The sequence below is a fragment of the Pseudomonas ogarae genome (assembly GCF_014268695.2).
GTDB lineage: Bacteria > Pseudomonadota > Gammaproteobacteria > Pseudomonadales > Pseudomonadaceae > Aquipseudomonas > Aquipseudomonas kilonensis.
The window spans coordinates 3,471,933-3,497,851 of sequence record NZ_CP077086.1 but is presented as its reverse complement, the minus strand read 5'-3'; the positions used below and the strand labels follow the sequence as shown (position 1 = coordinate 3,497,851).

Genomic DNA, 25,919 nt, shown 5'->3' with positions numbered 1-25,919 from the left:
ACCGTGCCAGTTGAATATTCCTTTAATAATCAATGAACTAGAAGGCACGTCGAATCACCTCACTGTCGCTCGACGGACAAGCTGTTGATCCACTGTTGCCTGACGAACATTCGCCGCGTCGATATCCATGGCAGCAACTGTTGCCCGGCACACAGTTGCGCAACAGATTGTCCTCGGCAAGGACAGCCCCTGCGCTGATGATCGCTGTACAAGCCCCGTATTTACCGGCGTCGGGTCTCGGGCATGGACTGTGCAATAGCCACTGGCACCGGCAGGTTTCTCCCCTGCCTGCCTACTCGTCACAAGAAGGAACATCGCCATGACCGCACAGCAACAACATTTGCCACCGATCCTTTCCCTCGGCACCGACTATGAGCCCTTGGCCGAGCGCTTTCGGCCGATCTTTGCACGCATCCAGGCCGGCGCCCTGGAGCGTGAGCAGACGCGCAGCTTGCCTTTTGAACAGGTGAAATGGCTGAAGGAAGCAGGTTTTGGTGCCATTCGCGTACCGGTCGAATATGGCGGCGCCGGGGCTTCGTTACCGCAGCTGTTGCAACTGCTGATCGAACTGGCCGAAGCCGATTCCAACCTCCCCCAGGCGCTGCGCGGGCACTTTGCATTCGTCGAGGACCGTCTCAACGCCCACGCCAGCAGCCCACAAGACATCTGGTTCAAGCGCTTCGTCGAGGGTGAACTGGTGGGCAATGCCTGGACGGAAGTCGGCGCCGTGAAAATCGGCGACGTCGTTACTCGGGTTTCCCGGCAAGGTGATCAATGGGTGGTCAACGGCACCAAGTACTACAGCACCGGCAGTATCTTCGCCGACTGGATCGACGTGTATGCCCAGCGCGACGACAACGGCGCCGACGTGATTGCCGCCGTGCGCGTGCACCAGCCGGGCGTCAAGCAAAGCGATGACTGGGACGGTTTTGGCCAACGCACTACCGGCAGCGGGACGTCGCTGTTCGAGAATGCATTGGTCGAGGCGCAAAACCTCATCGACTTCTCTACCCGCTTCAAATACCAGACCGCGTTCTATCAACTGGTGTTGTTGGCCGTGCTGACCGGCGCCGGCCGCGCTGCGGTCCACGACATCACCGAGCAAGTACGAAAACGCACCCGGGTCTTCAGCACCGGCAATGCCAGCGAAGTGAGCCAGGACGTGCAGGTGCAACAGGTCGTCGGCAGGGCCTCGGCCCAGGTCTATGCCGCCCAAGCCACTGCCCTGCGAGCCGCGAGCGCCTCCCAACGCGCCTACGAAAGCCGCTTCAGTCAGAACGACGCGACCGAACACGCCGCCAACATCGCCGCCGAACTGGAATCGGCCCAGGCCCAGGTGGTCATCTCCGACCTGGTGCTGCGCGCCACCAGCGAGCTGTTCAATGCCCTTGGTGCCTCGGCCACCAGCACCAGCAAGGCCCTCGACCGCCACTGGCGCAACGCCCGCACCGCCGCTTCGCACAATCCGCTGATCTACAAGGAGCGCATTATTGGTGATTGGGAAATCAACGGCACGGAACCGCCGTATGTCTGGCAGATTGGCGGGGTATCGAAACAACAGTGATTGCTGGGGGGCGTAGGTAGGCCGGTGGGTATATCCGTTACCGCAGCAATGGATATGCACACCACCCCTCAAATACGTTACTTCGCGGTCTTCTTCATGCCGATACGTCGTCGCATCTCAGCAGTAATACTCTGTCGAGTTGTCTTGAGCCCAACCCAAGGCTCATGCCCCACTTCCGCCAGCCGCTCATGAACATTGCGCACATTCCAAAGATTCGCGCCCTTGAGCTCAGCCACTTCCTCGCGAAAAATCGGCACCGAAACCGGCAACCCTTCCCGCGTCCGGGCCGCGTAGGCACAGATGGTGGTGGCGCCCAACCCATTACGCAGATAATCGATGAAGATCCGCCCTACCCGGTTCTTCGGCCCGGACACCGCCGAAAAACGGTCCGGCAGCAGCTTGGCCATGTGATTGACAATCGCATGGCTGAACCCCTTGACCTCGTCCCAGCCCAGTTTGCGCGTCAGCGGCACCACCACATGGATGCCCTTGCCACCGCTGGTCTTGAGAAACGCCTTGAGCCCCAGCTCATCGAGCACCGATAACGTGAGCTGCGTCGCCTCGACCATGCTTTTCCAGGGCAAGGCCGGGTCCGGGTCAAGGTCGAGGACGAAACGGTCAGGCTTGTCCAGATCAACAGAGGTGGCATTCCAGGTGTGCAGTTCCACCGTGCTCATCTGCACCGCGCCGATCAGCGCCTCAGCGTTGTTGATGATCATCACCGGCTGCCCGGTCAGTTCCTTATCCAGACTGGTGATGCCGGGAATCGCCAGGCGCTCGGCGTTCTTCTGGAAGAACAGCTCCCCGGCGATGCCATCCGGCGCCCTGACCAAGGCCACCGGGCGATCCGCCAGTTCCGGCAGGATGAATTCGGCCACGCTGGCGTAGTACTCGGCCAGTTGCAGCTTGGTGGTGCCGCTGCTGGCGTCAATGACTCGCTCCGGGTGGGTGATGCGGACCTTGCCGTCCATGGGCGATACCACGTCTGGTTCAGATTTGGCCCGGGTTTTCTTCGCTGCGGTGGTTTTTTTCACAGGCTTGGCCAACTCCTGGGTGATGTCCTTGGCCGGCTTGTCGTCGCGCAAGCCATGGAAGACCGCATGGCGCACCGAACCTTCCTTGGTCATCTCGGCAAAGGCCACTTCGGCCAACAGCGTCGGTTCGAGCCAATGCACGCCCTTGGCTTCGTAGCCGGTGGGCGGATTCGCCACGGCGGGCTCTTTCGTCTCCAGGGGCAGTAGTCGCTGGTAGATGCTTTTAAGGGTGCTTTCGTTGAACCCGGTGCCGACCTTGCCGGCGTAGCGTAACTGACCGCTGTCGACATCATGCAGCCCCAGCAGCAAGGCACCAAAGGCGCTGCGAGCGCCCTTGGGATCGCTGAAGCCCACCACCACGAACTCCTGGCGATTCTTGCACTTGAGCTTGATCCAGTCGTTGCTGCGCCTGGACACATAGGCACTGCCGATGCGCTTGCCGATCAACCCTTCCATCTGCATCTGGCAGGCGCTGTTGAGCAGCGCTTCGGGAGTTTCTTCGAAAGCATCGGAAAACCGCAGCAAGGGACTTTCGTTGGGCTCCAGCACTGCGGCCAATGCCGCCCGGCGCTCTTGTACCGGCACTTTGCGCAAATCCATGCCGTTAAGGTAAGGCATGTCGAACAAGTAGTAAGCGATCTTGCCGCTGCTGCCGGCCTCAAAAGCATTCTGCAAGGCCTGGAAGTCCGGCACGCCCTGGTCGTTGGCAACCACCATTTCGCCGTCGAGCCAAGCCGATTCCAAGCCCAGCGCAGCCAAGGCTTCGGCCTGTCTTGGCAATTTATGGGTCCAATCATGGCCGTTGCGGGTGAGCAGCTTTACATCGCCGTTTTCAATGCGCGCCATGACCCGGTAACCGTCGAACTTGATCTCATAGAGCCAATCGCCGTCGGGCGCGCTTTCCACCAGCGTTGCCAGTTCCGGCTTGAGGGTTTCCGGCAATGGTCCTGTGACCGCACCGCTTAGGGTGGTTTTCGAGGGGCGTTTCGGCGATTTCGGCTGGACGGCTTTCTCCGCTTGTTTCACCGCTGCTGCAGCGGCCTTGCCGCGGCGCTTGGGCACGAGGGTGCGATCGCTGAGAACGCTGTCCGGCTCGGCCTGGACCACGTCGTATTCGCTCTCGGGCCGGGCGGCCTCGTCCTGATGCTTGATCAGGAACCACTGCTCCTGCTTGCCGGGCATGTGGGTGCGCACCAGGTTCCACAGGCCGCTGAGCTTTTCGCCTTGCAGTTCGAACTTGAGCCGGCCTTTTTCATAGGCCTCATGGGGATCATCCTGGGGAATCCAGACGCCCCGGTCCCAGACGATAACGTCACCGGCACCGTAATGGCCCTCGGGGATGTTGCCTTCGAACGTCGCGTAATCCAGCGGATGGTCTTCGACATGCACCGCCAGGCGCTTGGCTTTCGGGTCCAGGGAGGGGCCTTTGGGCACCGCCCAGCTCTTGAGCGCACCGTCCAGTTCCAGCCGAAAATCGTAATGCAGCCGCGAGGCGTCGTGTTTTTGAATACAGAACTGCAAGGCATGGGCGGTTCTTGCCGATTTGCGCGAGCGCTTCGCCGCCGGCTCCGGGGTGGCGGCGAAGTCGCGCATGCGGTTGTAATCATCCAGGGTCTTGCGGCTCATGCACCACCTGCCACCTGTTGCAACGCCGGATCAGCGACCGGCAGCCCGGCGGTTTCCGCGAGTAACTGATCGACCACGCGGCACAAGGCCTGTTCGACGGAATCGCCCAGCAGCAGCCCCTGTTCGAAGAGGACGATTTGCCGGTCGGCGCTGGTGCCTTCCCGCACCATGCGGCGTACCTGCTTGAACACGTCCTGGACACCCAGCTCCGCTGCGGTCTCACCGAAGGTTTGCTCGGCCAGGGTCAGCCATTCACCGATCAACATCGGCTGCTCCTGCCCCTCGACGATAAACTCCGCGAGAATCCCGTGACGCTTGGCCCGCCAGCGATTTTCCTTGAGGACCCACTGGGACATCTGGCTGTAGTGGGCGCCAGGCCGGCGTTGCGCCACGGCATGGGCCACCATCAGGCGAAACAGCGAGACCAGACAGAGGACGTCGTCGACCCGAGGACAGGCGTCACAAATTCGCAGTTCCAGCGTGGGGTAACGTGAGGAAGGCCGTATCACCCACCAGCAATCGCTGGGTTGGCGAATGGACCCGGTGCGCATGAGCATGTCGACGTAGCTGGCGAACGCCGACTCGTCTTCGAAAAACTCCGGCACGCCCATGCGCGGCCATTCATCGCAGGCCACTTGTCGATAGCTGCTGAAGCCACTGTAGCCACCGTTCCAGAACGGCGATGAAGCGCTCAGGGCCAGGAACATCGGCAACCAGGGCAGGATCTCATTCATGACCCGCACCCGATCCTGGGTAGCCGGAACTTCCACATGGACATGCAGGCCCGACAGCACGCTGCGCCGTGCCACCCGCTGGTAATCATCGAACAGTTGCTGGAAATGCAGTTCGTCGGTCGGCTGCAGCACTTGGGTCGTCATCGGATGTGAACCGGCACTGAGCAGACCCAGGCCATACGGTGCCAACCGCTGGTTCAAGCCCGTACGCACCTGGCTCAGGTAGTCGGCGGCCTCGGACAGGCTGCGAAAGATGGGCGATGCCATCTCGACCTGGCACAGGAACATTTCATGGGCGAAATGCTTGCCCAGCTCGGCCTGGCACGCGGCGACAGCCTCCGCGGGTGGTTCACCCGGCATGCAACGGGTTTGCAGATCGGTGATGAAATACTCCTCTTCAATGCCGAATTTCATGCGCCTGTTCATCGATAATCCCTCCGATAGCCCCGCCGATACCTGCGCCAATGCGGGTTACAACCAACGCCACCACGGCGATCCTTTCCACGTCCTGATAACCCAGCGTCAGCAATTCCTCACCAAACACGTCCGGGTCCAATTCCTTGTAGGTCCAGCCGAAATCCGCCGAGTCACGCCATGGGCCCAGCGCTTCCAGGAACGGGTCGCGCCCATCCACCATCGCCACACCGGTGTAGAGCACCAGCGAGCCGCCCGGTGTGAGCCGGGGCAAGGCCTGTTCGACGATGCGCAACGACAGCCCGGCGCCCAAAGCGCCGCCGCCATGGCGATAGGCGCGCTCGGATGGATCAGCCATGTACGGCGGGTTGGCGACGATCAGGTCGAAGTTGCCTGGCACCTCCTGCAGCACGTCGCTGCGAGCGACCTCGACATTGCCCACCTCGGCCAGCGCGGCGTTCACAGCACTCAGGCGCAAGGCTTGTGGGTTGATGTCCACCGCCAGCACTTGCGCTTCACGCCGGGCGCGGGCAATCACGATCGCACCAACGCCAGCGCCACAACCGATGTCCACGGCGCGATGCACCGCAGTGAAGTTCTGTTGCAGATGAGTATGGATCAGTTGGGCAAAGCGGTAGCTGTCAGGGCCGAAAAACACCGCATCGGTGGCCTGGGTGGGGAACTGCGAATGCGCGAACAGCAAGCCATCCAGGCTCGACCAGCGCACCCGGCTACGCATCAGGCCGTCGTGTGCTTCCAGCACCTGGGCGTCTTGCAGTTGCCGCTGTTCGTCGGTGCTGATCAGCCCCGGTGCAAACGGCCGTGACCAGCCGAACACGTCCCGCAATGTCTTGGCGCGTTCATTGCCAGGCCGCTGGTTGACCCGCTCGTGGGTCAACGGCGTCGGGGTAATGAAACGGTAGCCGTCGGCTTGCAGGCGACGGCCCAGTTGCAACAGCGCAAGGTCCGTCTCGCACAGGCGTTCTTTCTCATTCATGCAGGGCTCCCTAGCGAAGTGCGGATTTGAGTTTGATGAAGCGGCGAGTCGCCAATAGCCCGGCCGGATGGCTATGGCAACGGGCACAGAGCCAGGGCATCAGAACCTGCATCTGCGCGTCGGGCGTGCGGCCTTGCAGTGCCTGTTGCAGGCTTTGCACATCGGGATCATCCATCGGTGTCGTTGGCTCGCAAGCAGCAACCGGACCACGTCGGACGCTGGACCTTGTGCTCTCGTCCAACCAGTCACCGGCTATCCAATCGTGCAGCAGCTGTTTTTCGTAGGGGCTGAACACGCCGAACATGGCCGCGCCGGCCCCGTCGATCAGCGCCCAGAAGCGGCTGTTCAGCGGGTCTTCATGGCGTTTTATCCAGCCTTTGCTCTGCATTGCCGCCAAGAACCCTTCCAACTGGCCTGGCGCCGAAAGCCACTGGTTGACGGTCTTGCCCTCGAACTTGCAGTAATCGGAATGCATGTGCTGGCCGAACGGGCGTTTGCGTTCGAGCATGTCCAGCACTTCGTGCTCCAGGTCGAACGAGGCGATGATGTCCCGGCTGCCCTGCCCCAGGTCGTTGAGGCGATAGCCCAACGTGACCCGGTGCCAGAAAGCTTCACGGTCCGCCTCCATCGGCATCAGTTGCAGCAATGCCTGCACGGCCTTATGGGCGTGGCCGGTACTGGCGTTGTCGATGGTGACGTGAAGGGTGAAATAGTAGGGATCGATGTCCAGTTCGCTCAGCTCATAGGCGCTGATCAACAGATGCAAGGGCAATTGTTCATAGCCCAGGTTGTAGCCGATGACCTCTGGCAGGTATTCGTCACCGGCATAACCCAAGGCCAGTTGCACGGCGCCTTGCAGATAAAGGTCATCGTCGATGTCCGGGGCATCCGACAGGTCGTGTTCGGCAAGCAACTTGCGATAGAGCACCACATGGTTCTGCGCGGGTTGACCGTCCCCCAGTTCTTCCAGGTAGGTGCACAGCAACCCTTCGAAACGGTGGTCGTGCCAGTGCTTGACCACGCCATACAGCCAGGCGCCGTCGACCCGTTTGGTCGGCGCCACGGCCTGGAGGAAGTACAGGGCGTGGGCCTTGCCGCTGAAGAACTCCCGCGGGCCGCCGTTTTTGCGCCGCTCCAGGTAGTCAGCGTATTGCCGGGCCACACCGGTGCTGTGCTGCTCGACCCAGGCCTGCAGCGCCATGGGGTCATCGGGCATCTCCTGGGGGAGCGCCGCAGCCTTTGCGATGCATTGCTGGAGGAACGCTTGGGCGACGGCTTGCTTGTCGGCGTCGTCGGGGCCCTGGAACAGTCGCTCATAGCATTGGCGCACGTGTCCGTTAGGGGGGACAGGCTGGACGGTGGCCGGCCGGGATTGAAGGGGTGTCAGCGCAGTCATAAGGGCCTCTTGGGTTCTCGGCGGACGCTGAATCAGAACGTCTCTTCTGTTGCAGAGCGCTGGCAACGGCGAAAAATTCCGTTGGGTTGAAAGGCAGGCGGATAAACGGGTTGTTCTCTCAAGGCGGGAACCCTCGTTTCGCTCCAGCCCTCGAATACTGAGAACCACCCAGCTGTTGAATGTGGCAACGGCGCCGTTGTGGCGAGGGAGCTTGCTCCCGCTGGACGCGAAGCGGCCCATGCAAGGGGCGCGGTCAAAGCGTTTTTACGACTGCTTCGCAGCCGAGCGGGAGCAAGCTCCCTCGCCACGGGTTTCACTCGCCGGCTGGTGCCAAGTGCTATCCAAGGAGCAACGATGACTTTCACGGTATGGGTAGCAGTGCTCGGTGCGGTGTTACTGACCCTGGCCCTGACCTCCTCCTATCTGCGCTGGATGCCGGTCACCACCTCGGCGATGTGCCTGGTGTTGGGCGTCGCCATCGGGCCGATTGGGTTGGACGTGCTGAAGCTGGACATCAGCGACTCCTCGGTCTGGATGGAACACCTCACGGAAGTCGCGGTGGTGTTTTCGCTGTTCGTCAGCGGCCTCAAGTTGCGCCTGCCCCTCAAGGACCGCACCTGGCGCGTGGCCTTTGGGCTGGCCGGGCCGGTGATGATCCTGAGCATCGCCGGCCTGTGCCTGGCATTGCATTATCTGTTCGGCCTCAGTTGGGGCGTGTCGATGCTGATCGGCGCGATGTTGGCCCCCACCGATCCGGTATTGGCGGCGCTGGTGCAGGTCAACGATGCGCGGGATGACGACCGGGTGCGTTTCGGCCTGTCGGGCGAAGCGGGACTGAACGACGGCACCGCGTTTCCCTTTGTCATCCTCGGCCTGTTGATGCTGCGTGAAGACGGCAGCGGTTTTCTCGGCGAATGGCTGCTGCGTAACGTCCTGTGGGCGGTGCCGGCCGGTTTGCTGGTCGGCTATTGGATGGGACGCGGGATTGGCAAGCTGACCTTGTCGATGCGCATCAGGAATGCCGACAGCACCTGGTCGCCCAATGACTACCTGGCCCTGGCACTGATTGCCCTGGCCTACGTCGTGGCCGAGTGGATCCAGGGCTACGGCTTTCTCTCTGTATTCGCCGCCGGCCTGGGGCTGCGCCAGGCCGAGGTCAAATCCACCGATGAAGCGGCACCGCCGGCGGAGCACCTGGTGCAACCGGTGGTGGGCCACGAAACCGTCGAGCCCCAGCAGGCTGTCCTGGGCGATACCGAGTCGCTGGACGACGGTCAATTGGCCGCTGGAGTCATGATGAGCGACATGCTCGCGTTCGGCAGCCTGGTGGAGCGGTCGATGGAAGTCTTCCTGGTGACCCTGCTCGGTGTGGTGCTGGCCAACCATTGGGACTGGCGGGCCTTGGCGATCGGTGCCCTGCTGTTTGCCGTCATCCGCCCGTTGAGTGTGCTGGCGTTACCCTGGGGGCGACTGCTCGACGGACCGCAACGGCTACTGATCGGCTGGTTTGGCATCCGTGGGATCGGCAGTCTGTTTTATCTGTTTTTCGCCTTGAACCATGACCTGCAGCCGGAGGTGGCGCAACTGTGCATCAACCTCACCCTGTCGGTGGTGGCCTTGAGTATTTTGGTCCATGGTGTCACGACCCAACCGACCCTGGCGTGGTATGAACGCCACAAGCATTCGGGCTGAGGCCAGTGCGTCTCAACCGCCAGGATCGCCCATCTGGATATAGACCGAATACACCCCCAGCAACACCCAGAAGGTGGCGAAGATCCATGGCGTACGCACCGAGAACAGCAACGACTTGCGGTAGCCCTTGTGCGTCGACTCCCGTTCGCTGAACAGCGGCGACTCGTCGTAGGCCAGTCCCATCAAGGGTTCGGCGCGCAATAACTCGCTCTGTTTGAAATGCCAGTGATCGATGATCTCGTAGGCCGCTCGAATGCCCGGCCAGGCGTTGAGTGAGCTCAAGAAGCCCAGCAAGGCCAGGAATGGCGGCACGATCAACGTGAACAACTTGCCCCACTCCGGGTTCAGGTTGGCCATGCACGAGGCAAAGGCGATCACCAGGAAAGATTGGGCGGCCAGGTAAGCATCGGTTCGGTTGGCCAGGATGCTGGTTTCGTACTGGATCTCCCGACGATAGAAATCCAGTCGCTCCTTGGGCGAGCCGAACAGTTTGGCGTTGTGTTCCGTCAGTTCTTCTTCCGGGGTTGGCCCGGTGAGTATTCTGGGCATTGCGCAGGCGGTGCCTCGGTGATGATTCGGACTCATTAGAAGAACCCGGCGCGCGGCAAGTTCAAGCCAATGGATCGCAGGCGCATCAAACCTTCGAGGAAACGCGCTCCAACCGCCAAGGTCTCTAGTTCATAAGGGCAAGAGGACGCTTGTGTGGATTATCTTGGATGGATGCAATGGCCAGCGATGCTCGTCACGGTGCTGGCCGCCTGGCTGATCGGCTCACGCCAACCGCGACGCCGGGTGGCGGGATTCAGTTGTTTTATTGCCAGCAATATTCTGTGGGTGATCTGGGGGCTTCATACCCACGCGTATGCATTGATCGTGTTGCAGTTTTGCCTGTGTGCGATGAATTTGCGTGGGTTCAAGAAAAATACCGAATAAACACATGTTCTTGTGGCGAGGGAGCTTGCTCCCGCTCGGGCGCGTAGCGCTCGTCTGCTTTTGGGGCTGCTTCGCAGCCCAGCGGGAGCAAGCTCCCTCGCCACGGGGGGAAAACATTGCATTCCTGACTACTTCATCGTCTGCCCAATGATCTGCACCAGGTCTATCTGCTTGAACGGCTTGATCAACCGAGGCAATTGCGTGGCGAAACCTTCCAGGCGTTCGGCATAACCGGTGGCCAGGATGATGGGGAGGGTCGGTTGGCGGTCGCGCAACAGTTTCGCCAACTGCGCACCGTCCATCTGCGGCATGGCCATGTCGGTGATTACCAGGTCAATGTCCGGGTTGATCTCATACAGCTCCAGTGCCTGGGCACCCGATGGCGCGCAAAGGACCCGGTGCCCGAGGTCTTCGATGAGCAGGCGCGTGCTGGTGAGCACCAGGCTGTCATCGTCGACCACCAGCACTTTCAACGCGTCGACCGGCGGCGTTGTTTCCTGGATCGACGCTTTGCCCGGTGCCGGGTTGTCGGCCACTGGTAGCCACAATTGCGCGGTGGTACCGACACCTTTCTGGCTGCTGAGCGTCAGGCGGCCACCCAACTGTTCCGCCAGGCCATGCACCATGGACAACCCCAGGCCCGTGCCCTTGCCGACACCCTTGGTGGTGAAGAACGGGTCCACGGCCAGGGCCAGCGTGGCCTCGTCCATGCCCTCGCCTTCATCGGTAATCGACAGGCAAATGTAGCGCCCGGGGGGCATTGATTTGTCCGGGGCGGCATCAGACCCATGCCGCTCTTCGGCAGTAATCATGAGCTGGCCGCCATGGGGCATGGCGTCCCGGGCATTGGTCGCCAGGTTGAGAATCGCCAGTTCCAGCTGGTTGACATCGGCCAGCACCGGCGACAGTGCCTCGGCGAAACGGGTCTGGACGTGTATTGACGGGCCCAGGGAGCTTTGCAGCAGGCCGCTGATACCCTGCACCAGGGTCGACAGGTCGACCGATTCGTAGGTCAATTTTTGCCGGCGGGCAAACGCCAGCATGCGTTGGGTCAGCGAAACCCCACGCAGTGCGCCTTGGGTCGCGTTGTCCAGCAACTGAGTGAGTTTCGGCTCGTCGGGCAGGCGCTTGCGCACGATCTCCAGATTGCCAAGGATGACCGTCAACAGGTTATTGAAATCATGAGCGATGCCGCCGGTGAGCTGGCCGATGGCTTGCAGTTTCTGGGATTGGAACAGTGCCTCACGGGCCTGCTCGAGGGCCTGCTGGGCCTGGGTGACATCGGTGATGTCGCGGGTGATCTTGGCAAAGCCCAACAGTGTGCCAGTGTCGCTGCGGATCGCATCGATGACCACATGAGCCATGAAGCGCGTGCCATCCTTGCGCATGCGCCAGCCCTTTTTCTCGAAACGCCCTTCGCTGGCGGCGATGCTCAACGCGCGTTGTGGTTCGCCGGTATCGCGATCCTCAGGGGTGTAGAACATCGAGAAATGCTGGCCAATGGCTTCCGCCGGAAGATAACCCTTGATCCGCTGCGCCCCCAGGTTCCAGTTGGTGACCTGGCCTTGCGGGTCGAGCATGTAGATGGCGTAATCGGTGACGCTTTGCACCAACAGGCGGAACTGCTGCTCGCTTTGCTTGAGGGTTTCCTCGGCCATCTTGCGATCGGTCAGGTCGCGGGTGATCTTGGCGAAACCAAGCAAGGTGCCACTCTGGCTGTCGATGATCGGATCGATCACCACATGGGACCAGAACAGCGTGCCGTCCTTGCGCACCCGCCACCCCTCGCCTTCAAAGCGCCCCTCATGCACGGCCGTGTCCAGCGCCCGTTGCGGCAGGCCGGCGGCGCGATCCTGATCGGTGTAGAAACGGGAGAAATGCTGGCCGAGGATCTCGGCTTCCTCGTAGCCCTTGAAACGCCTGGCGCCGGAGTTCCAACTGGTGATGATGCCCGATGGGTCGGTCATGTAGATGGCGTAGTCGACCACAGCGTCGATGAGCAGGCGAAAGCGCTGTTCATCGTTCATGAGTGGGATCTTGGGGGCGTTCTCAAGCATCTGGCCGGGGCATCCGTGTGGATTCTTTTTTTGCGAAGTATGGAGCAAGTCGGGCGCCAGGAAAATTCCTCAAGCCTTCCACCCTGTGGGAGCGAGCTTGCTCGCGATAGCGCTGGGTCAGTTTGCATCAATGCTGGCTGACAGTCTGCCATCGCGAGCAAGCTCGCTCCCACAAGGGGATTTGTGGGTCTCTTGGGTAACTGACCACCAGCGCGGCAACAAGTGCTGCACCCTCGCCTCGCCAAACCGGTCGTCGATCAGCATCACCACCCCGCGATCCTGTTGGGTGCGGATGACGCGACCGGCCGCCTGCACGACTTTTTGCAGGCCGGGATACAGGTACGTGTAGTCGTAGCCATCGCCGAAGATCGCGGCCATGCGTTGTTTCATCTGCTCATTGACCGGGTTGAACTGCGCCAGCCCCAAGGTGGCGATGAACGCGCCGATCAGGCGTGAACCCGGCAAATCGATGCCCTCGCCGAACGCACCGCCCAGCACCGCAAAGCCAATGCCTTGGCTGTGCTCCATGAACCGCTCGAGAAACGCCTGCCGAGGCGCTTCACCCATGCCGCGCGATTGCGTCCAGAGCGCAATCTGCGGATACCGCTCGGCAAACAGCCCAGCCACTTGCTGCAAGTAATCGAAGCTGCTGAAAAAAGCCAGGTAATTGCCTGGGCGCTCGCGGAACTGGCGAGCCATCAACGCGGCAATCGGCTCCAGGGACGCCTGGCGATGGGCAAAACGGGTGGAAATGCGGCTGACCACCTGCACGTCCAGTTGTTCGGCCTTGAACGGCGATTCCACGTCGATCCACACCGTGTCGCCCGGCGTTCCCAACAAGTCTGCGTAGTAATGCCGAGGGCTCAGGGTTGCCGAGAACAGCACGGTGCTGCGCGCTGCGGTCAGCCTGGGCCGCAGGAACGCGGCCGGCACCACGTTGCGCAGGCACAGTGTGGACAGGCTGCGCTGACGACCAAGCTCGCGCTTGTGGATGTCGAACAAAAAGTGTTCGTCGAAGGTTTCCGCCACCCGGCCAAACTGCAACGCGTCGAAGTAGAACGCCTGCAATCCGCTGTCCAGGCCTTGAGGATGATCGTTGAGGTAATCGCCGATAGCCGTGGTACAGGTAGACAGGGCCTGGAGCAGTTTTTCCGGCAGTTTTTCATAAGCCTGGTAGGTCACCACCTGGGGCGTATGCAAGGCGTTCCACTGGCGATTGACCCTATCCAGGGATTTCTTCAGCGGTTCGGGGGCGGTTTTGCGCACGCTGGTCAGCGTGGCCTGGTCGAGGGTGGCGCTGTACATCTGCCGCCCCCGGTCCACCAGGTTATGGGCCTCGTCCACCAGGGTCGCGACGGTCCAGTTATTGGCTTGGGCCAGGCCAAAGAGCAAGGCGCTGAAGTCGAAGTAATAGTTGTAGTCGGCCACCACCACGTCGGCCCAGCGGGCCATTTCCTGGCTGAGGTAATACGGGCAGACCTCATGGGCCAGCGCAATCTCGCGCAACGCCGCCTGGTCGAGCAAGGTGACCTGGCTCGCCGCCGCCCGGGCACCCGGCAAGCGGTCGTAGAAACCACGGGCCAGCGGGCAGGACTCGCCATGGCAGGCTTTGTCCGGGTGTTCGCAGGCCTTGTCCCGGGCGATCATTTCCAGCACCCGCAATGGCATCGACGGCGCGCTGCGGGTGATCACGCGCGCCGCATCCAGGGCCAGCTTGCGCCCCGGGGTTTTGGCCGTGAGGAAGTACACCTTGTCCAGTTGCTGCGGCGCCAAAGCCTTGAGCATTGGGAATAAGGTACCGACGGTCTTGCCGATGCCCGTGGGCGCCTGGGCCATCAGGCAGCGGCCGGTACTGACCGCTTTGAACACTGATTCGGCCAGGTGCCGTTGCCCCGGTCTGAAACCCGCATGGGGAAATACCAGCGATTGCGCGCCGAGGTTGCGCGCCTGTCGATGGGCCATTTCCTGTTCGGCCCAGGCCAGGAACAACGCGCATTGCGCTTCGAAGAAGGCTTGCAACTGCGCCGCTTCGAAACGTTGAGTGATGCAGGTTTCCTTTTCGCTGACGATGTCGAAATACACCAGGGCCACGTCGATGTGCGGCAACTGCAGTTTCTGGCACATCAGCCAGCCATAGATTTTCGCCTGGGCCCAATGCAATTGGCGATGGTTGGCCGGTTGTTTGCTCAGGTCGCCGCGGTAGGTTTTCACTTCTTCAAGGCACTGGCGGGCCGGATCGTAGCCGTCGGCCCGGCCTTTGACTTTCAGTGCCTGGTAATGACCGTCGAGGGCCACCTCGGCCTGATAACCCTCGCTGCGCCGCGAGGCGACGGTGCGATGGCCGGCGATGCCTTCCAGGGCCGTGGGCGATGGTGTGAAGCGCAGGTCGAGGTCACCCACCTTGGCGGTGAACTCACACAGCGCCCGTACGGCGATGCTGTAGCTGGGCGCCGGGTTCATGCGGCCCCATCGCGAGCAAGCTCGCTCCCACAGGTGTTCTGTGGTGACTCATCCACTGTGGGAGCGAGCTCGCTCGCGATGGCTGACTCTGCCCATTGCACATAACAAACGGCAACGGGCATCTGGTGTTCATGGCAGAACTCCAGCCAGCGCAGTTGGTTGTCTTGCAGGCGATCACCGGGGCCTTTGACTTCGATCATGCGGTAGGTCTTGTGCTGCGGCCAGAACTGGATCAGGTCCGGCATGCCGGCGCGATTGGCCTTGATGTCCAGCAGCAGACGGTCAAACCAGTGCTTGAGATGCTCGGCCGGCAGGCAATCGAGCGCTTGCTCCAGCAAGGGCTCGGACAGCGCGCCCCAGAATACGAAAGGCGACTGCACGCCCCACTTTTCGGCGTAGCGACGGCCGATGGTCTGCCGATAGCGACCATCGTCCAACTCTGCCAGGCAGGCCGCAAACAACTCGGCGCGACGGGCGTGAAAATCTTCGTTGAGCAGGTCCACCGGCCCGCGTTGGAACGGGTGGAAAAACGCGCCCGGCAACGGCGCGAAGATCGCCGGCCAGCACAGCAGGCCGAACAGCGAATTGATCAGGCTGTTCTCGACGTAATGCACTGGCGCGGTTTCGTCGTGCAGGTGGGCCTGGACGTGGTACTCCACCGACAAACTGGGATCGACGCGAGACAGGTGCAGCTCCAGGCGTTCCACTTCCCGGGCCATGGCCCGTGGCACTGGCGGGCCGCCCAACTTGCGCCGCAGACGGGGCACGATCCGCAGCAAGGCCTGGGTTTCGGCGGCACTTTGCGGTGCCTGCGCCGCCGCCTCGCCCAGTTCGAGGGCCAGGGTGTACTCGCCGATACGCTCCAGCACCCGGACCATCCGCAAGCGCGCGCCCGGGTAGGTGCAATCGCGATAGATACCCAAGGCCAAGGCGAAATCGCCGATGCGCTCGCCGTGCTGGCCGATCAGGAACGACAACTTGGCCCGGCGCCGCTCCAGCCACGGATTGTCCGGGGACAGCTCGTTGATTTGGGCGACGATCTCTTCCAGCGGCTCGCCGGCTTCGAAGCGTTGCTGGCAGTCGTGCAGGAACACGCAGGCATCGACGTCTTCGCGGCTGCGCAAGCCCCGTGACTCGGCGCTGAACTCGACGGTTTCGTAGGTGAAGATGCCCAGGTCCGCCAGGACAAACTCCGACCAATCCTGGTAAAGGTTGCCGAAGAACATCAACCGCAGTCGGTCGCACAGATTCATGATCGTCAGGCTGTACAGCCGGTCGTCAAGCTGCGGGCACCAGGCATGGAACGGCTGGGGCTGGTTGAGGTGATCATCCAGGGCCTGGAGCCATTCGGTCTTTTTCGCCTTGGGGTGTTCGATCAGATGGCCCAGGCACAGGAGGATTTCCGGCTTGAGCAGCACCTCGAACAGCTCGACGAGCCCGATGGGGGCCTGTTCCTCGACCCAACCCAGCTCCAGCAGTGGCGCGACGGCCGCGCCGATGTCGCCAATTTCCGGGTAATGCAGCTTGCTATGACGAAACCGTAGCCCCTTGCGCATCACCATGCGCACCAGCAAGCCCTGGGCGCCACGCGGCAGCGCGGCGAAGTGCTCGATGAAGCGCTGCTCTTCAGTGCTGAGCACATCGGCATAACGCTGCGTCAACCAAGCGAGCACCTGCTGGAAGTTGTTCAGGTAGTAAAACGGATCGTCGAGAGAACGGGCTGCCACGGAAAGAAACGCCAAGGGAATCGGGGTACTGGTTATGCATACAGATAACAGCTGTAAACCAGCCAGGCAACAGCAAAAGATGAACGGTCTCCTATATTTAAGGTGAAATCCTTCAGCCAGCGATGAACTTTCCTACGACAAGCGAGACCAATGGCGGTTAGCTAATGTGATGGCGCGGTCGAATCAGCTGCTCCGTGTCCTTTTGATTGAGAGGTTATGGTTATGAACATCAGGTTTCTGGGCCTGCCCATGGTCGCCGTGGCATTTCTGGCGCTGGCTGGCTGCGCGTCGCCCACTGTAGTGACCTTGCAGAACGGTACCCAGTATTTGACCAAGGACACCCCCAATACTCGCACCGTCGATGGTTTCTACGAGTTCGAGGATATCTCCGGGAGGAAAGTCCGGGTCCGCGCCGATGATGTGGCAACCATTCGCAAGGAAGACTGATTACCAGTGATTCGCCTGCCGCACCGCCATCGCGAGCAGGCTCGCTCCCACAAAGGTTCGATGGTGAATACAAATACTGCATACACCCGAGTTCCACTGTGGGAGCGAGCTTGCTCGCGATAGCGATATCAGGCGAACACGATCCCTTCGCCCCCCACCTGACCCAGACCAACGCCCACCAGCGTCACGGAACTGTCGCCGACCTTGAGCAGCGTGTCATTGCCCACTTGTGACAGGTACTGGCTGTAGTCATGTCCTGCCCCGGCACCTGGTACGCCAAGGAACACCAGCTTGTCCCCCGCGTCGTAGCCGCTGATCCGGTCCTGGCCGAAGGCGCCGTTGAAGAGGAAGGTGTCACTGCCGCCCCCCGCTTGCATCTGGTCATTGCCCGCCCCACCGACAAAGGTGTCGTTACCCGCGCCGCCCACCAGCACATCGTTGCCGTCCTGGCCGAACAGCCAGTCACCCTTCGCCCCCGCCACCAGTGTGTCGTTGGCCGCGCTGCCCTTGATCGAGGAGGCATACGCCGTCAGGTTGGCGCCGGCCACCAGGCCATTGGCGGTGACACTGTGGCTCACCTCATCCTTGAGCAGCCCCCAGAACAACCCAGGCTCCTTACTGACCAAGGTGCCAATGTCGCGGGTGATGCTGATCGCGCCATGGGCGTCGCGCATATACAGCGTTCCGGCCCCGTCGTGGGCGAAACTGAAATCCTTCACCGACTGCTGCAGTTGCAGGCTGTTGTTGCCCTGCCCGCCCAATATCACGTTGTAGCCACCGCCATCGCGAAAGGTGTCGTTGCCCGCGCGGCCCTCCAGGTAGTCGTTGCCCTGGCCGCCCTGGATCAGGTCATTGCTGTCGCTGCCGATGATGAACGTGCTGCCGGTGTGGGTTTCGGCATTGCGATTGAGGTCCTGCACCCAGGTATTGGCGCGCGCGGGGTCAGACAGGTTGGCGACGATGATGGTGGAGTCTTTTTCGGTGAGATCGTAGAACGCCGACCCCATGATCCGGCCCATGCCATCGCCATAGCCGGTAGGCAGGTGGGAAATCCAGGTGGGGATGTTGAGGATGGAAAACGGCAACACGTTCCATGCCGTCGAAGCGTAGTGGTCATTGAAGCTGACGATGTTGTTGGTGGCCGATTCTTGTTGCCCATCGTGCACACCCACCGACGCGAGGTTGAACGTCGAGCCGTCCAGGGCGCGGAACACCGGATCGTTCTCGTAACCGATGTTCAAGACCTTGTCGGTACTGCTCTGGGTTGGCGAGGCGTAGGCGATGTAGTTGGCATCGGCGTAGAACCCCGACCATTGGCTGGCGCTCAAGTCCGCCAGGCTGTTGACCGCCAACCCGCCCAGGCTGTGGCCGCTGACCAGCACGTCGTTGCCCGTCAGGCCATGGGCCTGGGCAAACTTCGCGACGTCCCCCAGCAGGTTGCCAAAGGCTTCGCCGGCGTAGTTTTTCGCGTAGTCCTTGGGCCCCAGCGCGGCCATCAGGTCGCTGATCACGTCGCCAATGGTGTCGCCAATCAGGTTTTCCCGAGGGCCGCTGGTGCCGCGAAACGACACGCCGATTTCCTGCAAGTGCCCCGCGGCATCGTACTTGCCGAGGATCTCGACCTGCGCGGTGGTATAGCCGGTTTTTTCACCAAAAAATGTCCCGCGATCATCCACCTTGCCGGCGTAGCCCAGTTGCGCGGCGCTGATGGGCGTCCAGCCAGCCTTCTGCACCGCCTCCAGGGCCAGTTTTTCCGAGTCGGGGTTCCACGGCACGCCGGGAATCACCCCTTGGGAATCGCTGCTCCCCAGCACCGCAGTGACCAGGGTCGCCGGCAGCCCGGCACCGAAGCCGTTGTGCTGGTACCCGGCGGCAAAACCGTTGTCGAGGTTGTGGTAGGAATACAGCATGATCGCCATTGCGTCGCTGACCAGTGCCTTGGATTCGGCGGTGCCGAGGTTCTTGTAGTCGTAGATACCCATGGTTGTTGCCCTCTTTTTGTTGTTGGAATGTCAAACCCGGGTGGTCACACGTCTGTGTGGCGAGGGAGCTTGCTCCCGCTGGGCTGCGCAGCGGCCCCGAAAATCCTGCGAACGCTTCGCACTGGTGCGCCAGCCCGGTCGAGCGGGAGCAAGCTCCCTCGCCACAACAGCAACGCGCAGGTCATTGAATTGACGCCTGGGACACAAACGCCTCATCCACCTTCGCCAGATCCTGCGGGCCGAGGGTGCCGGCGTAGTAATGCAGCTTGGTCCAGGCCATGAGGTAGTCGTAACGGGCCTGCGCCAGGTCGCGGCGGGTGGTGTAGAGCTGTTGTTCGGCATTGAGCGCATCGAGGTTGACCCGCTCGCCGCCAAGGATGCTTTGCCGGGTCGAGACCACCAGCGCTTCGGCGGAGCTCAGGGCCTTCTGATAAGCCCGCAGTTTGTTCACCCCGGACACGCAGGCGCTGAACTGGCGGCGCAATTCGATCAGCGTCTCGCGGGTCTTGGCATCCAGCTCGTATTCGGCCTGTTCCATATTGCGGCTGGCCTGGCGGGTCGACGCCGAAACCCCGCCACCGGCGTACAGCGGCACACTGACTTCCAGGCCGATGGTGTTGGTGTCGTAGCGCTGGTTATAGGTGTTGCCACTTTCCGATTCGTTCTGGCGCATCGTTGCGTAGGCACTGACCTTGGGCAGGTGCCCGGCGCGGTTGCGCTCCACCTCGAAACGCGCCACGTCCACGGCTTGGCGCTGGGACGCTAGATTGGGGTTGTTGCTCACCGCCAGTTCGTGCCAGGTATCGAAACTGGCCGGCTGCAAGGCAAAGGTCTGGAAGGTGTCGTGCAGCGGCGCCAGGTCGCCGATATCCAGGGCCGGAACGCCAATCAGCGAGCCCAGCTCACGCAAGGCGGCGTCCTGCTCATCCCGCGCCTCGATCTCTTCGGCGATTGCCAGTTCATAGCGCGCCTGCGCCTCGAGGATATCGGTGCGCGTCCCTTCGCCCTGGCGAAACAGATGCTCGTTCTGACGGAATTGCTGCTCGAACGCCTTTTTCTTGGCCTGGGCAATGTCGATCTGGTCCTGGGCGAACAGCGCCTGGGTGTAATGACTCAGCACCCGCACCAACAACTCCTGGCTCTTGCCACGAAAACTTTCGTCGGCGAACAGCGCCTGGGCCACGCCCTTTCGATAGGCGGCGTAAGCCTCGTAGTCCAGCAGCGGTTGTTGCAGCGTCAGGCTGGAGCCGTAGCTGCTGTAGTTGCGATCGTCATGCTGGCTGGCGCCACGGTCATTGAGGTACGTGACCTTGGATTGGTTGCGGCCCTTGTTGTAGCTGTAGCCCAGGTGCGGCAACAGCCCGGCGCGGCCAATGGCGCGGTTCTCCAGGCCCGCATCGCGCTCCTTGATCGCGCCCAGGTAGACCGGATCATTGCGCAGGGCCTGCTCGTAGAACTCGAAGGGCCCCATGGCCCAGGCGTTGTTGCACACGGAAACGGCCAGCACGACCACCCAATAGAAACGCTTCATAGCGCCGGACATCCTTATTCTTCGGTCAACGCAGAGCCGGCTCGGTCGAGCAGCGGTTTGAACAGGTAGTTGAGCAACGAGCGCTCGCCCGTGCGCACGAACATCTCGGCCGGCATGCCGGGCTTGATCACCAGGCCGTTGAGCTTGTCCATCGCCACGTCACTGACGCTGCTGCGCAGGACGTAATACGGCGCGCCGGTCTTCTCATCGAGCATCTGGTCAGCGGAAATCAAGCTGACTTCCCCTGGCACCCTTGGCGTGCGGTTCTGGTTGAAGGCGGTAAACAGGATGTCCACCGGCAAATGCGGGCCGACCTTGTCGATCAGGTGCACCGGCAAATGCCCTTCCACTTCCAACCGCGTACCTTGGGGGACGATTTCCAGCAAGGTGTCGCCCTGACGCACCACCGCGCCCTCGGTGTGCACCCCCAGGTTGACCGCGATGCCGTCGGCGGTGGCGAGGATTTCGCTGTGTTGCAACTCGAAGCCGGCGGATTTCAGTTGCTGTTGCAGGGTTTCACTCTTGAGCTGGGCGTCGGCCAACTGGCTACGCACCTCTTTCTGGTATTCCTCGTGGTGCTGCTGCAGCTTCAGCCGCGACTCGACGATCCCCTGCTCCACCCGCCCGCTTTCGCCGCTGTTCTGCGCCAGTTCCTGCTGTACTTGCGACAGCTGGCGTTGATAGTCCAGCAGGCGGTTGCGCGGGATGTAGCCGTTGTCCGCCAAGGGTTGCAGGTTGCCCAGTTGCAGGCGCAGGGATTCGGCCTGGGCGGTCAGGTCGCTGCGGGCCCGGCGCATGCCCGCCAATTGCGCCGCGGCGCCCTCGATGCTGGCGCGCAACGCCGCCTGCTCCCGGGCGAAGGCTTCGCGGCGGCTGCTGAACAGTTGCCGCTGGCCTTCAAGCACCAGGGCCAGGCCTGGATCGGGATCGCGACTCAGCTCGGCCGGAAAACTCACCTGCAACAAGTTGTCCCGCTCGCTTTGCCAACGCGCCAGGCTCGCCCAGGTCATCCGGTACTGCGCCTGCAGCGATTGCACATCGGCGGCGGCCTGGGTCTGGTCCAGACGGAACAGCGGCTGGCCCTGCTTCACCGCTTCGCCTTCGCGCACCAGGATCCGGCTGACTACGCCGGCGCTCATCGATTGCACCGCCTTGCGCTTGCCTGAAACCACCACGGTGCCTTGCACCGGGATGCCCTGGTCCAGCGGCGCGAGGCTGGCCCAGGTGAAAAAACTGCCCGCGCCAATGAGCGCCAATGCCCAGCCCATGCGGGTGAAGAAACGGGCGTCGCGCTCCGGCTGCTCAACGTCCTGAGAATGTTCTAGATTCATGTCGCGCTCCTTGCTCATGCGCCACCGGGTTTGCTGGCGGCCTGGTACTGGCGACTCATGCTCAGTCCGTTGGGGGCCACCTGGGGACTGTTCGGCGGTGAGCTGCGCGGCGCGTTGTCCTGTGGGCCCGACTGGCCGGAAAGCGCCCGCAACACTTGCTGGCTTGGGCCGAAGGCTTGTAGCCGGCCTTCGTCGAGCACCAGTAACTTGTCGGCCTGGGCCAATGCCGAGGAGCGATGGGTGACCAGCACGACACTGGTGCCTTGGGCCTTCATCTGCGCGATGGCACTGGCGAGCGCCGCTTCGCCAACCGTGTCGAGGTTGGAGTTGGGTTCGTCGAGCACCACCAGGCTCGGCCGGTCGTACATCGCCCGGGCCAGCGCAACCCGTTGTTTCTGCCCGCCGGACAAACCACCGCCGTCCTCCCCCAGCACCGTGTCATAGCCTTTGGGCAGGCGCAGGATCAGCTCATGGACCCCGGCCTGCTGCGCGGCGGCGACGACTTTTTGCGGATCGGCTTGGCGAAACCGGGCGATGTTCTCGGCAATGCTGCCGCTGAACAGCTCGATGTCCTGGGGCAGATAACCAACGTGCGGGCCGAGTTGCTCGCGATTCCAGCGATGAATGTCGGCCCCGTCGAGGCGCACCGTACCCGCGAGGGTCGGCCACACCCCCACCAGGACTCGGGCCAGGGTGGACTTGCCGGAACCGGACGCCCCCAGCACACCGAGCACGTCCCCGGCAGCCAAGCTGAAGCTGACCTGCTGCAGCGTCGCGTTGCGTTGTCCTGGTGGCCCCGCGCTCACTTGTTCGAAGCTCACCTGGCCCTTGGGCGCAGGGAGCGTCATGCCGTGATCCTGGGGCGCAAACGCCTGCAACAGCGCGTCGAGACGCCGGTAAGCCAGCTTGGCGCCGCTCCATTGCTTCCACACGGCGATCAACTGGTCGATGGGGCTCAATACCCGTCCCATCAGGATCGAGCCGGCAATCATCATCCCGGCGGTCATGTCGCCCTTGATCACCAGCAGCGCCCCCAAACCCAGCACCAGCGATTGCAGGCACAGGCGCAGGGTCTTGCTCAAGGAGCTGATCACCGCGCCGGTGTCGCTGGCCTGGTTCTGCAAGCCGAGAAACCGTGAGTGCACGGCAAACCAGCGGCTGCGCAGCGCGCCGAGCATACCCATGGCCTGGATCGTCTCGGCGTTGTGCAAATGGCTGGTAGCCAGTTGGCTGGACTGTTGCGAGTAGACGCTGGCCTGCCCCAAGGCTTTTTTGGTCATGGCCTCGTTCAGGCAGGCCAGGCCGATCAGCAGCAGCGTGCCGACGGAGGCAAACACGCCGAGCCACACGTTGAACAGGTAGATCACCAGCAGATAGATGGGAAACCACGGCGCGTCGAAGAAAGCGAACAGCGCCGGTCCGGTGAGGAATTGGCGAATATGCGTGAGGTCGCCCAGGGATTGCCCGGCGTTGCCTTCTCCCTGGCGCAGATTGCGCTCGAACGCGGCCTGGTACACCTGGAGATTGAAGCGTCTCTCCAACTGGCTGCCGATGCGGATGACCACGAAGCTGCGGACCATTTCCAGCAGCCCGATGAATACGAAGAAGCCGACGACCATCAATGACAACATCGCCAGCGTGGTTTCGTTTTGGGATGACAACCCGCGGTCATATACCTGGAGCATGTATATCGAAGGCGCAAGCATCAAGACGTTAATCAACGCAGTAAAACAACCGACACTGATCAGAATATTTTTATAAGCGCCCAGCGCTTTAAACAGCGGCACGGCGACAGCGCCCTGGCTCTTAGTCATGACTCTTCCTGCTGTTGGCTTCGCCGGATATACGGCTGTTATGCACTACCAATCTTTAATTATTAAATCGGCCCCGGCCGATGCGCACGCCTGATTGAACATACGCGTCTTGTTCCGGGATAAACGTAACAATTTGTTAACGCTCGATCGGGCGCTCAAGCCTGAGTATCAGGCCGGACTTCAAAGTGACTTGATAATGATGTTCTTGGCGCATCCCCAGATGCACTCTAGAGTTCTGTCTGCCAATTAGGGAAAGACCATCGGGTTCGGTAAACCAATGGACCGGTTCATCCCCCAGCCAGCGACCCAGGCATTCGGTTTGCCCACCGAGGGTCTGGTCCACCTTGAGCTCGACAAGGCAAGTGTTGGACGGTTTGTCCTGCATCGCCTGGCTTTGTGCAGTGTCCTGCGGGCTCGACAAAACGGCCAGCCACTGACCGGCCAATTGCGAGGGTTCTGCTAACAACAGGCTGCGCGCCATGGCGACTTCTCCACAAAACATCATCAGCGTAGCGAGCAACCCGGCGGTTGCCTGAGCGCTAATGGGCATGAATTTTCTACGCATTTTTTCATCCTGGCCTGGGTCCTGTAGGCGCTGTCGAGCGAAGCGACAGCTCCTACAGGGTTTAGCATCAGGCCACGATATCCGAGACCGCTGCCTGGCCAACGGTGCTGACCAGGAAGTCAGCCACGCCGAGCCCGGAGAAGTCCACCGACAGCAGGCTGTTGCCACCCGATGTCGACAACACCGCATCGCCCGCCGCACCGGTGAACGCGCTCACGAAGTGCAGGCCCGCGCCCTTGGTGATACCGGTCAGGTCGATCTTGTCCAGGCCGCTGACGAAATCAAGGATCTGGTCCGTCGCCCCCGGCCGCGAATCGGAACTGGCGGCAAAAACAAAGGTGTCCGAACCCGAGCCACCCCAGAGCTTGTCTGCGCCACCAGCGCCCCAAAGGATATCGTTGCCCGCGCCGCCCTTGAGTTCGTTGGCCACCGTGTTGCCAATCAGCAAGTCGCTGCCCGAACCGCCGATGGCGTTTTCGATAACGGCACCCTGGGCGATGGACACGTTGCCCACCATGCCACCAACATCGGAGAACGAGGCGTCATTGAGGTTGATTTTCTGGTTCTGGGTGAAACCGGAGAAATCCAGGGTATCGCGCCCGCCCGCGTCCCATACCGAAAACACCACTTTGTCCGACGACGAAGACGCACTGAGAAAATCGCGGCCGGTGTTGGAGTTGAAGCCGTAGGTCGAATCGCCGGTACGGGTCGTGGTGTTGGCACCGTAGAGCTTCTGGATGGCCGCGATGTCATCCATCAGCGGACCGGAGGCGTAGGCTTCGACGCCGCCCTTGCTGAAGTTCTGGTCGGTATTGCTTTCGCTCCAGTAACTCATGAGGCTGTAGCCACGGGTGTCCTGACCATACGTGGCGTCATCGTAGGTCGGGCTGCCTTCGCCAGCGTTGTAGTCACCCGGGTGGGCCAGGCCGAGGGTGTGACCGATTTCATGGGTCAGGGTCTGGCGGCCGTAGTTGTTCAGGTCCGGGGTCTTGTTCTGGGTGTAGCTGCTGTTGATCAGGTACCAGGAGGTCCCGTCATAGCCGGCCCCCGTCCCCGGCAGATAAGCGAACGCCGCCGCGCCATCCTGGCCGCCGCTGTAGTTGCCGAAGGTCATGTGACCGTCGCCGCCGCTGGCTTTTTCGGTGAAGGTGACATTGGCCACGTCCGCCCAGGATTGCATGGCCAGGGCTGCCTGGCCTTTCTGCTGCGCACTGAACTGGCTGAAGCCGCTGATCCCATGCTTGTTCATGGTGCTGGAAGAGGCGGACGTCAGGAAGGTGTAGGTCAGCTCGATCTTGCCGCTGCCGTCCCGGTCCTGGTAAGCCGCGCCGTCGCGCAGCAACTGAGTGGCCGCCTCGTCGACGGAGTACGACGGTTTGCCGTTGACGGTCAGGTTGCCGCCCCGGTCGTATTGGTGGCTGAAACTATTGATCTGGTTGAACGCATTACTGGGAGCCGCCAATGATTGCGGCGCCCAGAGGAGTTGTTCGGCAGAATCGATAGCGCTGCTTTTGACTTTCGACATAAACACACTTCCTTGTTTGCAAATGGAATAGATTTAGTCAGACAGACAATCTCTGGCGAGATCGTCCTATCACTCGCCCAATGAGGACGT

Annotated in this window: 18 protein-coding genes; 4 read left to right on the top strand and 14 right to left on the bottom strand. The window is 61.8% G+C overall.

Annotation, left to right across the window (positions count from 1 at the left end):
* Positions 1–319 precede the first annotated feature (319 nt).
* Positions 320–1,564 carry an acyl-CoA dehydrogenase family protein gene (locus tag HU749_RS15190; RefSeq protein WP_186651051.1) on the top strand — a complete coding sequence of 415 codons (1,245 nt, stop codon included), beginning with the start codon at positions 320–322 and terminating at the stop codon, positions 1,562–1,564.
* A 77-nt stretch (positions 1,565–1,641) separates the two neighbouring features.
* Here HU749_RS15190 and ligD read toward each other — a convergent pair whose 3' ends face one another.
* The 4 genes from ligD to HU749_RS15170 are packed head-to-tail and all read right to left on the bottom strand — an operon-like array spanning position 1,642 to position 7,765.
* The gene (gene ligD / locus HU749_RS15185) at positions 1,642–4,224 is read right to left on the bottom strand and encodes a DNA ligase D (protein ID WP_186651053.1); all 2,583 of its coding nucleotides are present in this window, start codon (positions 4,222–4,224) and stop codon (positions 1,642–1,644) included.
* Positions 4,221–5,384, bottom strand: a complete 1,164-nt coding sequence (locus tag HU749_RS15180; protein WP_079304685.1) for a carboxylate-amine ligase — start codon at positions 5,382–5,384, stop codon at positions 4,221–4,223. The genes ligD and HU749_RS15180 overlap by 4 nt, the downstream gene beginning before the upstream one ends.
* Complete coding sequence (locus HU749_RS15175) at positions 5,356–6,369, bottom strand: methyltransferase (protein ID WP_186651055.1); 1,014 nt, start codon at positions 6,367–6,369, stop codon at positions 5,356–5,358. The genes HU749_RS15180 and HU749_RS15175 overlap by 29 nt, the downstream gene beginning before the upstream one ends.
* 10 nt (positions 6,370–6,379) lie before the next feature.
* Complete coding sequence (locus tag HU749_RS15170; RefSeq protein WP_186651057.1) at positions 6,380–7,765, bottom strand: iron-containing redox enzyme family protein; 1,386 nt, start codon at positions 7,763–7,765, stop codon at positions 6,380–6,382.
* A 354-nt stretch (positions 7,766–8,119) separates the two neighbouring features.
* Here HU749_RS15170 and HU749_RS15165 point away from each other — a divergent pair, with 354 nt between their 5' ends.
* The gene (locus HU749_RS15165; RefSeq protein ID WP_186651059.1) at positions 8,120–9,457 is read left to right on the top strand and encodes a cation:proton antiporter; all 1,338 of its coding nucleotides are present in this window, start codon (positions 8,120–8,122) and stop codon (positions 9,455–9,457) included.
* Between the two features lie 12 nt (positions 9,458–9,469).
* On the opposite strand, the gene HU749_RS15160 is transcribed toward HU749_RS15165, so the two are convergent.
* Complete coding sequence (locus HU749_RS15160) at positions 9,470–10,006, bottom strand: hypothetical protein (RefSeq protein WP_014338386.1); 537 nt, start codon at positions 10,004–10,006, stop codon at positions 9,470–9,472.
* A 153-nt stretch (positions 10,007–10,159) separates the two neighbouring features.
* Here HU749_RS15160 and HU749_RS15155 point away from each other — a divergent pair, with 153 nt between their 5' ends.
* Positions 10,160–10,390, top strand: coding sequence for a hypothetical protein (locus HU749_RS15155; protein WP_046062382.1), 231 nt, complete (start codon positions 10,160–10,162; stop codon positions 10,388–10,390).
* Positions 10,391–10,518: 128 nt separating this feature from the next.
* Here HU749_RS15155 and HU749_RS15150 read toward each other — a convergent pair whose 3' ends face one another.
* The 3 genes from HU749_RS15150 to HU749_RS15140 all read right to left on the bottom strand — a co-directional run bounded on the left by HU749_RS15150 (position 10,519) and on the right by HU749_RS15140 (position 16,634).
* Positions 10,519–12,447, bottom strand: coding sequence for a hybrid sensor histidine kinase/response regulator (locus tag HU749_RS15150; protein ID WP_079304693.1), 1,929 nt, complete (start codon positions 12,445–12,447; stop codon positions 10,519–10,521).
* Between the two features lie 117 nt (positions 12,448–12,564).
* Positions 12,565–14,907 (bottom strand): ATP-dependent DNA helicase, encoded by a 2,343-nt coding sequence (locus HU749_RS15145; RefSeq protein WP_186651061.1) that lies wholly within the window; start codon positions 14,905–14,907, stop codon positions 12,565–12,567.
* Positions 14,904–16,634, bottom strand: coding sequence for a VRR-NUC domain-containing protein (locus HU749_RS15140; protein WP_079304697.1), 1,731 nt, complete (start codon positions 16,632–16,634; stop codon positions 14,904–14,906). The genes HU749_RS15145 and HU749_RS15140 overlap by 4 nt, the downstream gene beginning before the upstream one ends.
* Positions 16,635–16,856: 222 nt before the next feature.
* Between HU749_RS15140 and HU749_RS15135 the strand changes: the two genes are divergently transcribed.
* Complete coding sequence (locus HU749_RS15135; protein WP_014338391.1) at positions 16,857–17,081, top strand: YgdI/YgdR family lipoprotein; 225 nt, start codon at positions 16,857–16,859, stop codon at positions 17,079–17,081.
* Positions 17,082–17,209: 128 nt separating this feature from the next.
* Here HU749_RS15135 and HU749_RS15130 read toward each other — a convergent pair whose 3' ends face one another.
* The 6 genes from HU749_RS15130 to HU749_RS15105 form a co-directional block, all read right to left on the bottom strand.
* The gene (locus HU749_RS15130; protein ID WP_079304699.1) at positions 17,210–19,063 is read right to left on the bottom strand and encodes a polyurethane esterase; all 1,854 of its coding nucleotides are present in this window, start codon (positions 19,061–19,063) and stop codon (positions 17,210–17,212) included.
* 181 nt (positions 19,064–19,244) lie between these two features.
* Entirely contained in the window at positions 19,245–20,594 is a 1,350-nt protein-coding gene (locus tag HU749_RS15125; RefSeq protein WP_079304703.1) for a TolC family outer membrane protein, read from the bottom strand.
* Positions 20,595–20,608: 14 nt separating this feature from the next.
* Positions 20,609–21,943, bottom strand: coding sequence for an HlyD family type I secretion periplasmic adaptor subunit (locus tag HU749_RS15120; RefSeq protein WP_095974250.1), 1,335 nt, complete (start codon positions 21,941–21,943; stop codon positions 20,609–20,611).
* Positions 21,940–23,739 carry a type I secretion system permease/ATPase gene (locus HU749_RS15115; RefSeq protein ID WP_095974251.1) on the bottom strand — a complete coding sequence of 600 codons (1,800 nt, stop codon included), beginning with the start codon at positions 23,737–23,739 and terminating at the stop codon, positions 21,940–21,942. Before HU749_RS15115 ends, HU749_RS15120 begins: the two co-directional genes overlap by 4 nt.
* A 136-nt stretch (positions 23,740–23,875) precedes the next feature.
* Positions 23,876–24,304, bottom strand: coding sequence for an AprI/Inh family metalloprotease inhibitor (locus tag HU749_RS15110; RefSeq protein WP_225919094.1), 429 nt, complete (start codon positions 24,302–24,304; stop codon positions 23,876–23,878).
* A 67-nt stretch (positions 24,305–24,371) separates the two neighbouring features.
* A complete protein-coding gene (locus tag HU749_RS15105) occupies positions 24,372–25,829 on the bottom strand; it encodes a serralysin family metalloprotease (protein ID WP_186651063.1) in 1,458 nt (485 codons plus the stop codon).
* Positions 25,830–25,919: the final 90 nt, after the last annotated feature.

Coding starts and splice junctions, on each gene's coding strand:
- HU749_RS15190 (WP_186651051.1), top strand. CDS start 320: ATGACCGCACAGCAACAACATTTGCCACCGATCCTTTCCCTCGGCACC.
- ligD (WP_186651053.1), bottom strand. CDS start 4,224: ATGAGCCGCAAGACCCTGGATGATTACAACCGCATGCGCGACTTCGCC.
- HU749_RS15180 (WP_079304685.1), bottom strand. CDS start 5,384: ATGAACAGGCGCATGAAATTCGGCATTGAAGAGGAGTATTTCATCACC.
- HU749_RS15175 (WP_186651055.1), bottom strand. CDS start 6,369: ATGAATGAGAAAGAACGCCTGTGCGAGACGGACCTTGCGCTGTTGCAA.
- HU749_RS15170 (WP_186651057.1), bottom strand. CDS start 7,765: ATGACTGCGCTGACACCCCTTCAATCCCGGCCGGCCACCGTCCAGCCT.
- HU749_RS15165 (WP_186651059.1), top strand. CDS start 8,120: ATGACTTTCACGGTATGGGTAGCAGTGCTCGGTGCGGTGTTACTGACC.
- HU749_RS15160 (WP_014338386.1), bottom strand. CDS start 10,006: ATGCCCAGAATACTCACCGGGCCAACCCCGGAAGAAGAACTGACGGAA.
- HU749_RS15150 (WP_079304693.1), bottom strand. CDS start 12,447: ATGCTTGAGAACGCCCCCAAGATCCCACTCATGAACGATGAACAGCGC.
- HU749_RS15145 (WP_186651061.1), bottom strand. CDS start 14,907: ATGAACCCGGCGCCCAGCTACAGCATCGCCGTACGGGCGCTGTGTGAG.
- HU749_RS15135 (WP_014338391.1), top strand. CDS start 16,857: ATGAACATCAGGTTTCTGGGCCTGCCCATGGTCGCCGTGGCATTTCTG.
- HU749_RS15130 (WP_079304699.1), bottom strand. CDS start 19,063: ATGGGTATCTACGACTACAAGAACCTCGGCACCGCCGAATCCAAGGCA.
- HU749_RS15125 (WP_079304703.1), bottom strand. CDS start 20,594: ATGAAGCGTTTCTATTGGGTGGTCGTGCTGGCCGTTTCCGTGTGCAAC.
- HU749_RS15120 (WP_095974250.1), bottom strand. CDS start 21,943: ATGAGCAAGGAGCGCGACATGAATCTAGAACATTCTCAGGACGTTGAG.
- HU749_RS15115 (WP_095974251.1), bottom strand. CDS start 23,739: ATGACTAAGAGCCAGGGCGCTGTCGCCGTGCCGCTGTTTAAAGCGCTG.
- HU749_RS15110 (WP_225919094.1), bottom strand. CDS start 24,304: ATGCGTAGAAAATTCATGCCCATTAGCGCTCAGGCAACCGCCGGGTTG.
- HU749_RS15105 (WP_186651063.1), bottom strand. CDS start 25,829: ATGTCGAAAGTCAAAAGCAGCGCTATCGATTCTGCCGAACAACTCCTC.